Origin of the sequence: Caballeronia glebae (assembly GCF_001545035.1) — a bacterium.
Lineage (GTDB): Bacteria > Pseudomonadota > Gammaproteobacteria > Burkholderiales > Burkholderiaceae > Caballeronia > Caballeronia glebae.
On the sequence record NZ_FCOJ02000112.1, the window covers coordinates 1 to 10,714 of the forward strand.

Annotated in this window: 11 protein-coding genes; 6 read left to right on the forward strand and 5 right to left on the reverse strand. The window is 54.2% G+C overall.

What is annotated here, in order from left to right:
* On the forward strand, window positions 1–289 hold a 289-nt coding region (locus tag AWB82_RS35495), incomplete at its 5' end, for a hypothetical protein (protein ID WP_200818285.1).
* Here the strand turns inward: AWB82_RS35495 and AWB82_RS35500 are convergent.
* Both AWB82_RS35500 and AWB82_RS35510 read right to left on the reverse strand, forming a co-directional pair.
* Complete coding sequence (locus tag AWB82_RS35500) at window positions 275–1,204, reverse strand: DNA-methyltransferase (RefSeq protein WP_200818286.1); 930 nt, start codon at window positions 1,202–1,204, stop codon at window positions 275–277. The genes AWB82_RS35495 and AWB82_RS35500 overlap by 15 nt on opposite strands.
* A gap of 361 nt (window positions 1,205–1,565) precedes the next feature.
* Window positions 1,566–2,225 carry a division plane positioning ATPase MipZ gene (locus AWB82_RS35510; protein WP_086973934.1) on the reverse strand — a complete coding sequence of 220 codons (660 nt, stop codon included), beginning with the start codon at window positions 2,223–2,225 and terminating at the stop codon, window positions 1,566–1,568.
* Window positions 2,226–3,701: 1,476 nt separating this feature from the next.
* Between AWB82_RS35510 and AWB82_RS37475 the strand changes: the two genes are divergently transcribed.
* Window positions 3,702–3,986, forward strand: coding sequence for a hypothetical protein (locus AWB82_RS37475; RefSeq protein ID WP_143756978.1), 285 nt, complete (start codon window positions 3,702–3,704; stop codon window positions 3,984–3,986).
* A gap of 378 nt (window positions 3,987–4,364) precedes the next feature.
* Here the strand turns inward: AWB82_RS37475 and AWB82_RS35515 are convergent, their stop codons facing one another.
* Window positions 4,365–4,730, reverse strand: a complete 366-nt coding sequence (locus AWB82_RS35515; RefSeq protein WP_235023586.1) for a recombinase family protein — start codon at window positions 4,728–4,730, stop codon at window positions 4,365–4,367.
* A 1,270-nt stretch (window positions 4,731–6,000) separates the two neighbouring features.
* Here AWB82_RS35515 and AWB82_RS35520 point away from each other — a divergent pair.
* A complete protein-coding gene (locus AWB82_RS35520) occupies window positions 6,001–6,594 on the forward strand; it encodes a recombinase family protein (protein ID WP_086973935.1) in 594 nt (197 codons plus the stop codon).
* Window positions 6,595–6,900: 306 nt separating this feature from the next.
* Here the strand turns inward: AWB82_RS35520 and AWB82_RS35525 are convergent, their stop codons facing one another.
* On the reverse strand, window positions 6,901–7,740 hold the full coding sequence (locus AWB82_RS35525) for a hypothetical protein (RefSeq protein ID WP_086973936.1): 840 nt from the start codon (window positions 7,738–7,740) through the stop codon (window positions 6,901–6,903).
* Window positions 7,733–8,032, reverse strand: coding sequence for a hypothetical protein (locus AWB82_RS35530; protein WP_086973937.1), 300 nt, complete (start codon window positions 8,030–8,032; stop codon window positions 7,733–7,735). Before AWB82_RS35530 ends, AWB82_RS35525 begins: the two co-directional genes overlap by 8 nt.
* Before the next feature lie 795 nt (window positions 8,033–8,827).
* Here AWB82_RS35530 and AWB82_RS35540 point away from each other — a divergent pair.
* The 3 genes from AWB82_RS35540 to AWB82_RS35550 all read left to right on the forward strand — a co-directional run.
* Window positions 8,828–9,601, forward strand: a complete 774-nt coding sequence (locus AWB82_RS35540) for a replication initiation protein (protein WP_159462659.1) — start codon at window positions 8,828–8,830, stop codon at window positions 9,599–9,601.
* A 302-nt stretch (window positions 9,602–9,903) separates the two neighbouring features.
* Window positions 9,904–10,167, forward strand: coding sequence for a helix-turn-helix domain-containing protein (locus AWB82_RS35545; RefSeq protein ID WP_086973940.1), 264 nt, complete (start codon window positions 9,904–9,906; stop codon window positions 10,165–10,167).
* A partial coding sequence (locus AWB82_RS35550) for a hypothetical protein (RefSeq protein ID WP_086973941.1) occupies window positions 10,168–10,714 on the forward strand: 547 nt, incomplete at its 3' end. It abuts the gene before it with no gap.

Genomic DNA, 10,714 nt, shown 5'->3' on the forward strand with positions numbered 1-10,714 from the left:
CATTTTCACGCTCCGACGTCTGAAAGATGACGGCGCAATGATCCGCTACGAACTTGTCGAAATTCCCAAAGCGCTGCTGCTCGAGGCGGCGAACTGCGAACTGAAAGTGTGTACCGACAGCACACAGAATCCGCAGCCCGGCTACGGCTATGTCAAAGATGCAATTGGGCAGCTTAAGTACGCGCTGTATTTCGATGGGGGCACAGAGCGAAAGCTCCAAATCAAACACCTGCGAAAAGACCTCTGCAAGGTGCATGCGACTTGGGCTTTTAGCTTACCGACCGCGTAACAATCGCTCGCGTGCGAGTTCTGCGTATTCCGCGTTTAGCTCAATGCCTGTGCACTTTCTGCCCAACTCATTGCAAACGACACCAGTAGTCCCTGACCCGAAAAACGGGTCAAGTACCTGGCCATTTTCTCGGGAACCCGCCGCAACGCAGAGGCGAACAAGCGCCCGCGGATAGACTGCAAAGTGACTGCCGGGGTAAGGCTCGGTATTGATGTTCCAGACGGTGCGCCGGTTTTTCGACTTCTGTTTTTTGTCCGCTGCAGGCTCCATGATCGCTTGCCAGTCATAGTAATACTTCTCTGACTTGGAAAATAGGAACACGTACTCATGGGAGCGGGTTGGCCGGTCCTTCACGCTCTCAGGTTGGCAGTTTGGCTTGTTCCAGATCATGTCAGTGCGCAAATACCAGCCGTCAGCCTGAAGGGCAAACGCTAATCGCCAAGGTACACCGATCAAGTCCTTCGGCTTCAAACCGTCAGGCGTCGGGGCGCGATAATCCATTGCCCGTCCCTTATTTTTGCTATCCGAATCCCGCCAAGTCCGCCCCCCTGACGTGTAGCTGTCACCAATGTTCAGCCATAGAGTGCCTTCGTCTGAGAGAGTGCGCCGAACCTCCCGGAACAAGCGCACTAGGTCCTCAATGTACTCATCTACCGTAGTTTCTGCCCCTATCTGCCCGTCGATGCCGTAATCCCTCAACCCCCAGTATGGGGGCGATGTCACGGCGCAATCAAAGCACCCGCCTGGCATCTCGTGCAAGATGCGGCGCGCGTCGCCCACGATAATTTCGCAGCGATTCGTCGTTCTTTCAGCCAGTTGAGTGTTCAGCGTACTACCGCCAGTGTCAAATAGGTCCAGTACTTGGTTAGTTTCATCCAAACCTGACAAGCCGCCTTTCAGCGTTTTTAGAGACATGGGTATTACGCTCATAATAAATTTGCTACTTATAGTATTCATTTCGCCTTCCCCTGTCAATGAATTGCGGAGAAACGCACACTGCCTGTCCCGTCGAATCCCTACCCCTTGCCCAACCAACCCTAGCCAAGTTCCCGCGTAATCAGGTCGCGTACGAGTTTCGCTACGGTCGTGCCGTTCTCGACCGCGCGGAGCTTCAATTGCTTGTGCACTTCGGGGTCTAGGTCCAAGTTCAACCGGACTGGCTTAGGCGGACGAGTACCGGCCTGCGACTGCACGAGGGCGGCCCCGGAAACGAACTCCTGCCGCGTCGTGGGCTTCCCAGCGCCCCCGCCAGTGCTCGGCTTTATTTGGAATTTACTCATTTACTCAACTCCATTGAGTTACTCAACTCAAAGAACTCTTGGGCTAGCAACTGAATCTCTGCGCGCGCCTGCGAGTTATCCCGCTCCACTACGCCGTGCCCGCTAAGGAGGGCGTCCCGGTACACCTTGCGGTCCCGGATGACGGTTTCGGCTAGCTCCAGCTGATCGAACTGCGCCATTAGCTCCCGTGCGTCCTCCACTTCCCGTATCACGGGGTTGCTCGGGGCCATCGAGAGTACGGCGGAAGCCTTTAGCTCAGGATTCAACCCCCGAGCTAAACCAATTAACTCATTAACCTTGGGGAGCGTTTCCAAGTCCGCCTGACTGGCCCGCGTTGGGACCAATAGCAAATTGGCCACGGCCATAGCGGATCGCATTTCTCGAGAATCCCGGCCCCCGGCATCCACCACAATCACCTGATACCGATTTCCGAGGTCCCGCAGCGTCGCGGATACGTCGCCTGTCCGCTGCACGCAGGGCACAGACGGACCTATCCCGGCCTCGTCCCGCCGCTCGATAAACCGCGCGCACGTCGCTTGTCCGTCCGTATCAAAAAGGACAACGTCCACGCCGTTATGCGCCAGGTGTACGGCCAAGTTGCTGGCAATCGTGGACTTACCAACGCCGCCCTTCTCCGCCCCTATCAGAACAATCATATTTGCCTCAAATGAGTTGAGTACTTGAGTTGATTGTCTGAGTTGAGTAACTGAGTGTCAATGCCCTTTAGCGGGTAGACGTTGAGGCCATCGTATCGCTCACTGCGGCTCCTACATGGAAACCAGCATTTCGCGCGATCCCGCGGCCCTAAATGGGCGACATTATCGGCACGCCGTTCAGCGAGTTACGGCTAGGTTTAACGGCGTGCGCGCACCGGATGCGACGTCGAAGTCGCGCAAATAGCGGGAAGGGGCGCAGTAGGTTGTATCGGCATGGATTTGAACTGCCCCCAGATTTCGTCCGCGGTAGGTGTCGTCTGGTACAGTTGTTTCCGAAGCGCTTATGGGCGCTCCAAAGAGAAACGGCCCGCGAAGGGCCGTCTCGGAAAAGGGAAGGGATACCGCCGTAGTTCGCCGGGAAGCATCTTCGGCGGGTCCCCTCAGTCCACATACCACCAACTTACAGGAAGGAGTACATGGATACAGCAACTTTGTATCTGGTCCTAGCCGCCGCGTATATCGCGCTGGCGGTGCAGCACTGGCCGCGTTAATGCAAATTTGTACAGTGCTGTACTGTTTAAAACTATCTTTGCGGTAGCCTAACACAACCCGAGGCTACTAATACAGTAGCCGTATTACTGGCCCGCTTCGGCGGGCCTTTTTCATCCGTGGCCCCCCGCTTGTGACATAGGCGGCGCGGGCCAGCACGCGCTGACACTTGGCCATGCGAGCCATACCAACCTCATCCATATCGCCTTACCGTCTCACCAGCAAGCGGACTGCTTGAAGCGAAAAAGAGCCCGCATCAAAAAGAAGTGCCGATTATTTAAGCAGTTCCTTGCAACATAAAAAACACCTGCGCACCTCACCGCAGCGTGGCTGTCTTGTCATCGGCCAGCGCAAGCGTCTGGGTAAGGGATGGGGCGGCCAATCGCGTCTGTGCCGACCTACAGCGGCGGCAAGCAGCAGCTAAGGGCTACTTTCTTCATTGGGGCCAAATGTAGGCCAGTCTAAGTTCTATCATTGAATCACGCGTTCAGAAAACTTCTTTTCATATGATAAACAGTAAAACAAGGTTGTTACCAGTAACATATCTGTAATTTTAAAGTAAATTAAAGGTAACAATGTGCGAATTTTTCGTACTTCGGTCGAATTACCTTGCAAAGCTAAACGCGCGATCTAGTATATAAATGACTAACAAACCGGTGTAACTGCGATGTTTTATTTAAATAGAATACACATTGGGCTGTACATTGTTATAACTAACATGCTCGCGATGTCTGCGCTCGCGCAAGAGACGACGGAAAAATCGGAAAAATCAATATCCAAAACAGAAAAGAGTCATGGATCTGAAAGCAAATCACCATCTAAAAAGTACCGATGTCCTCCACGACCAACAGTAACTCCCAGTCCGTTTATCCCGAAAGATCCTGACATTAAAAAGCCACGGTGCTAAGACGCTATATGGAGTAAAAAATGAAATCTAAGAGATTTATTGTTATTTGGACAGCGCTGACCTGCAGCATTTTGGTAATTCAATTTATTCCTACAACGTCGTATGGTGAGGGTGAGGGTGCTAAGGGGACAACGCCACCGACGGTACCAATCGATCCGAACGAATTTATCAAGGGTAAAGGAAAGCCGGTTCCGAAAGATAAAAATGGCGGACACGTAACATGCGACGGAGGGAAAGAATCAAAAACGCTTCCAATCGAAAAGAGAGCTGACGGATCAATTGTAAGAACGGAAGTATGTGATTAATTCGACTTGGTAAAGGAATAATTATGTTTAACGCAAGACGTATCGGATTATCATTTACTTTGATTGTGTCAGGTTTTGTTTTGTATGGGAATGCAGCTGCTCAAAATCAATCCAGCAATCAGTCCAGTAAGCAAGGAGGTTCTACGGTTTCAAGTGGATCTAAGAACCCGGTTGCAAAAACAAATGGCGGTGTCGGATACACCCATTGCGATCCAGGCTACCGGTTCACGTACACGGTCGTAACATATCCAAATGGTGAGTCAGAGCAGTTCAGCTCGTGCCGGAGGCGGTAATCTACCCATATTAATCTGCAAAATATGTAAGGTAAGACCTTAAATAAAAGCATGTGCGGAGTAACTCCTGAATCGTTCGCTTCGTTTAGGCCGCTAATTCTGGTTGATTTGCGTAATGGTCATCATAGTTTGAACCGGTACTCCGCTTTTGCTTTGTGAGGCGGCGCGAGCCATCACGCGCTGAAGCTGGATCAGCGACCACTCGCCACCGCCCGTTCAACTCGTCAGCCATCGCCCGTTGCGTCAGGCCACGCGCCTTCATTCCCTCGATCACGCCGGAGAGCTTGCGAGCGAACAAGTCAGTGGCCTGCTGGCGGGCTTCAATGTTCGGTTTGAGGTTCGCGGCACCAGCAGCACCGAGAACGACGCCACGGGCCTTTGCTGCCTTCAGCGCGTCCTTCGTGCGTTCGCTGATGCGCTTCGCTTCGTACTCAGCGAACACGGCCATCATTTGAATGGTCAGTCGTTTGCGTCGGGCAGATCGCACGCAACGAACTTCACGCGCGATCCATCAAGCCGGTGATGAAGTGGACACTGCGGGCCTCATATGCCGAGGCGAAACCGAAACTCTCGTTTGATCCAACTCGCACGACGGGGCCGGTGTACACAACATCGTCGATGTTGACCGTCATTGTCCCCTTACGGGTGCGTATGGGCTGTGCAAGCGACCACTCGCCGCCGCATGCGGTCTTGATGCCAAGATCCGTTCACATTTCCATAGGTGGATCGCCGAATCTCCTCTGACCTAGCTAAATCGTCACCGCCTTAGTTGGAGCCCCTCCAACTTTTGTTGGAGGGGACACTATTGCCCTCTCCGAGGCGACTTGATTGGGAAGTGTTTTCTATCTTTTATGAATATAAAGCGCGTATTTTTTATAATTTTAAGTTATTTAAACCGGTTTGAAATCGATTACCTAGTCTTTTCTCATTGGAAAATGCTGACACCTACCCCCTTTGAATTGATGTAAAGGCATCTTCAAGCAAGACAATTCAATTTGTGACACACTGGTTTTCAGCTTTTCAAGCTCGGTGCAAATATTGCGAGATGCTGAAGTAAGGCTTGGTATCTTGTTTATTCAGACAAAAACGAGTTCAAAACGTTGGAAATCTATATAGTCTGATTTGAAAAGAGAATGGGGCGCGAGCGCGCCCCATTCGATGAAGGTGGAGAAGGTCGTCTCACTCGCCAAAGTTCCACGACCCACTCCGATCGCCAAGTGACCCTTTTAGGTGCCACATGACTTTACTTGCCCTTTTTTATCTGCTCAGCAAATTCCTCGCCCTCCTGGGCCCGCTGATTAAGGTCGCCAAGTTTATGTACTTAGCGGCGAAAATCACGTATTGGCTGGTGAAAACTATCTTGACCCTGCGCGGCTGGTTCGTCTAGACGAAAAAGCGTTGTCGCGGGCGCCGCACTAATACTCAACTGCGGAACATTTTCTTGGCCGCAGAGTAACAGGTATCTGAGCGGCTGTCTTTTAAGAGACAGTTTAATAATTCACCTGGATCAACCCAAGATGGATGGGTTGATCATTCACATTCATTGGTACCAGTGTATAGCATCACCCCGACTGCCTGCAGACACCGCGATCGGCTCACAATGTATGCCGTGTGAGCCACCTCACATAGCCACAAAATACGTAGCTCAAAAGGTTGACTGTATTCTGAGCCAGCCTTATATTTGAGCCACACACTTTGTGAGCCAACGGGGAGTCCCGAAAATGAGAACGGTCTACTACGGTCGCATCAGCACGACGGAAGGTCAAACCAGCGGCAGCCAATACGACGACGCAAAAGCGAAGGGCGTAGACAAGCGGCACGTCCACATCGATGAGGGTGTCAGCGGCTACCACGTCGCGCCCTCCGACCGTCCGCAATGGAATCGAGTGATGGACAAGCTGTCGGATGGCGGCGTGCTGTACGTCCGCTGGCTTGACCGTATCAGCCGCCGATACGATGAGTTGGCCGCGACCATGCGCCAACTGATGGATATGGGCGTGAAGGTCGTCTGCACGATGAACGGCATGGAGTTTGATGGTACGGCTACCGATGCCATCACCAAGGCCACCAGAGACGCGGTGCTGGCTTTCATGTGTGCGCAAGGGGAAGCGGACTACAAGAATCGAGCAGAGATGCAGCGACGCGGTATCGAGTCAGCAAAGGCACGCGGTCAGCAACTGGGCGCACCGAAGAAAGGTGACGCTGCCGAAGTGAAGGCATGGCGTGCAGAGAACGGGGCAAGCATCGCGGCCACGGCGGAACACTTCGGCCTGTCCGTCGCGACCGTCAAACGCTACTGCGCCGAAGTTGCTTAATCGAGATACGCAATCACAGCTATGCGGCGTCGAAAGTAAAACTTTCGGTGTTTTTGTCAGGCTCCCGGCCCTTATCCAGCAAGGGCTGGCGGCCTGTACAAAACGGGATACATGACCCATCAAAAATATTAGGGTCTGTACAGGCTAAATGCCGCGGTTTGTACAGGCTAAACCTGCCCGCTTGGACCCCGCCATGAACCCGGCCGTCTGGCGGCGCGGGTCCATTTCACAAAGTGAAAGTCCTAGAAAAACCGCGACCCCTCGCAGGGAATCGTGCCCTCGTTCGCCTCACAAATAACCGGTTCCTTATACGTCGCCGCCTTCCTCGTCGTCTGGCTCCCGTCGCGGCTGTCGCGCTTCCGGAACTTTCAGCCTCAGCCATTGCAAGTCATCGTTCGCAAGCTGTCGGGTTATCGCGTTGCCGGTCCACATGCGATACAGGCGCGCGGCCTTCGTCGGGCTGCCGCCCGTCATCTCGCCACAAACCCAAACCAACTCCCGGCGTGCATAGACGGGGTTAGGCGCCAGCCCGCGCCAATCGGTCACCTTCTTCAAATGCCGCGCACGCAACGCCTTCTTGAGCGTCGTCTGACGGCGTTTCAGGCCAGCCGCCGCCCGTTTGATTTTCATGCTTCTCAGCGCCAGACATTCCCACTGCTGTTCCTCGTCAAGCTGAAGCTGCCTGACGATCATCCAGACATCGCCGCTCTGGCTTTTCAGCGACCCGTAATACTCGGCCACCCTCAGCCACCGGTCACCCTTCCCCGTCAGCATCTCGGCATGCCCGCCCTTTCCCTTGTGCTCCGGGTACGTCGCGGCCAGCCATTGCAGGTCATGCGCGACCAGGTCGAACCGCTGTGCCGGGGTCAGGCTGTCGGCCTTGTAGCGCCGCTCGATGCGAAAGCACGGCGGCACGCCACGCTCCGCCAGCACCTCCGACAACAGGAACGCGTCCCGGCGTCGACTCGCAAAGAACGCGGCTTCATATTCGCGGATAAGCCTCAGCCTTTCGCGCTCCCTCAGCTCGTCGCGCAGCTCCTGCAAGCTCGCGGGCGTCTCCATCGCCAGAAGGTCCGCCAGCGACGCTACCGGCTCCCTGACGGGCTTCGCCGGCGTCAGGCTGGGGGGTCCATTCAACTCAGCCATGCGCGGCGCAGGCGAGGCCGGGAACGGCCAGCAAATGCACGCTGCCGGGCGTACAGGTCTTCACGGCCAGAAACGCATGGCCGCCCCGCTCGGCGCTCAGATAGCCCTCCATGTAGACGAAGCCATCGAACCGGTCTTCGTCGATGACGATCTCGGCACCGGCCAGCGTTTCGGCAAGCTGCGCATCCGTCACCGGGGAATAGCCGCGACCGCAAAACGGGCCATGGTTCGCGGTGTCATTCATCGCGGCGACTTCGGCGGCGCGTTCCTTCATAAAGTCTTCGTCGTTCATTCCGTGCCCTGTTGCTCTTGCGGTTCGCTACGCTCGGCGCGAAGCCGCTCTAGTTGCGCGTTGTATCGCGCCCATCGAATATTGGCGGTCGTGCTCTCACGCCGCCTTGGTTCCAGCTCGGCCATCCGGGAGATGAGAAACCGCTCGCGGACGTCGCGGAGTTTGTTGGGGTCTATCGACATGGCGTTATCAATTGACGTTGATATTAGTCGGTTCAACTGAATAAATTTCGAACGCGAATCATACCAAGAATGCTGACAGCACGATTGGTTTTGACGTTGGGGTTTCTCTCATCAGGGCAAGCCGCGAAGCGGCGCGTCAGCGTTCGAGTGTGGTCAAGTCCCGGACCGCGTAGCGGCTGTCCATAGGCCGGGTTTATCGGCCTGTGGGCAGGGGAGCTTGTCCAGCACGGGGAAGCACCACCGGCCTATGGTGTACAAATCTCCGGTTTGTCTACAACCGCCGTCCATGCAGGCCTTTCCGGGCGTCTATGGTGTACAAATCTCCGGTGTGCGTTTGTATCCCGTTTTAAATACGTTTTCTCGTTTTCCCGTTTTAGGCATCTTGAAACCTTTGTTGGATAAGGCACTCGGGGCGATACGGTGTACAAAACTCCGGATAAAGGTGTACAAAACTCCGGTTATCGGTGTCACTTTTCCCGGTCTATGGGGCATTTTTCCGGTCGTATCCACAGGCCTGCGAAAACTGAAAAGTTGTCCACAGATAGAAGAAAACCTTGACGGCCCCGTTTATGGTGTACAGAATCGCGCAACGTACACTTAAGGCGCAATGCCGATGACCGCCATCGCAAAAACTAAGACGCTCACTGCTAAACCGAATAGCCAAGCCGGGCTCCTGGATAGGAACGTGTCTCTTGCAAACGTGATCGTTCGAGCCACGCACGGTCTGAAGCTATCGGATAAGCGACTGCTGTCTGCAGCGTTGGCGGTAACGGATGCAACGGATGGGAGGGCATTGTCAGACGAGCGATTTTGGACAGTCAAAGTTACCGCAATCGACTATGCGCAGGCGTTCGGTGTGAGTTTGGACACCGCGTACGAGCAGATAGCCGCCAGTGCGGACGTGCTGCTTTCGAAGTGCATCACACGGCCAGTACGAGACCGTAGCGGCGATTTGCTGAAGCACCAATGGCTGCTCCGCGCGGTGTACTCAAAGGGGCGCGGAACCGTGTCGATGACGTGGCACCCCGATATCCGTCCGTTTATCTTCTGCCTCCGCGAGGAATTCACGACCTACAAGCTGCGACAGGCCGCGGCGGTGCGCTCCGTGTACTCATGGTTCCTTTACGACAACCTGAGAAGCTGGAACGGCGTCGGGTCTTGGTCTCCAACGATAGAGGAATTCGCACAGAACATGGACGCGGCAAACTACGCGAACAACTTCAAAGAAATGCGCCGCCGCGTGATCGAACCCGCCGTTAAAGAACTGCGGGAGAAAAACAACCTGGTGATTGAATGGGAGCAGGTTAAGAATGGACGAAAGACCGTAGGTCTGCGGTTCAAGTACCGCAAGGCGGAACAGGCCGCGCTCGACCTAGAGTCTGTATAACCGGAGATTTGTACACCATAGGTTGACGGCCAACGTGTACCGAAAGAACCGGCCTCACGGAGATCCTGCACGGCGGGGCTCCATAAAGTTTGCCGGGATTCGGCCGTTAAACAGACCTCTCTCCAGAACATGTATTCAATAAGTTTCATGTTTCGCCTTCGGGCCGCTCGACATGGGCGGGCCTTCTTTCCTTCTCGCCCCATCCTTCCGTCCGTTTACCGATGACATTCGGCTACTTATAGTCTGTCGACTTATAGTCTTCATATGCGGACAATCTCAGCCTAGTATGTTTGGGCTTGAGCATGGTCAGAAAATCAAGCGACTCTCTCCGCGCCGTTTTAGCTGAGAACATCAAGACTTTTCGTAGGGGAAAAAAAATTTCCCAAGAAGAGCTAGCCGAGCGCTGTGGCTTGCACCGCACGTATATCGGCTCAGTTGAACGCCACGAAAGAAACGTCACGCTCAGCACGCTTGAGGTTTTGGCCTCGACTCTAGGTGTAACAGTCCCAGAGTTGCTGACCGATCGTGAAAGCCCTCATCAAAAACAAAAAGATGGGAAAATTTGAATGAGCCTTTCGGAAAAAGAAATTCGCGAAATGGTCGAGAAGCTACTTCGACTTACTCCGGCGCAACAAGGATGGGTAAAGTCGGCAGTCCACGCTTTTGGGGCTAGTTGCCAATTCGCACGCGCCCATGATTCCGATGTGGTATCGGATACTGTCCTTGCCTCTTTTGGTGATCGTCTGTTGAGCCATCATGCAGGGAGCCGGCAGGCTCTGAGCAAGGATCGCTTCGAGTTTGCTTTTGAATCTGTTCTAAACGCGTCGGGCATTACGGCACAACTCGTGAAAAGCCGGACGAACAGAGGCCATGACATTACTATTCGCGGGATTCCGGTCAGCCTAAAGACAGAAGCCGCAGCCACAATAAAGGACGAATCGATTCACATCAGCAAGTGGATGGAGCTTGGCCGCGGCGAATGGAAGTTGCCTCAGCTTCTGGATTTGTTCCTTGAGCACATGCAGAGCTATGACCGCATTTTCACGCTCCGACGTCTGAAAGATGACGGCGCAATGATCCGCTACGAACTTGTCGAAATTCCCAAAGCGCTGC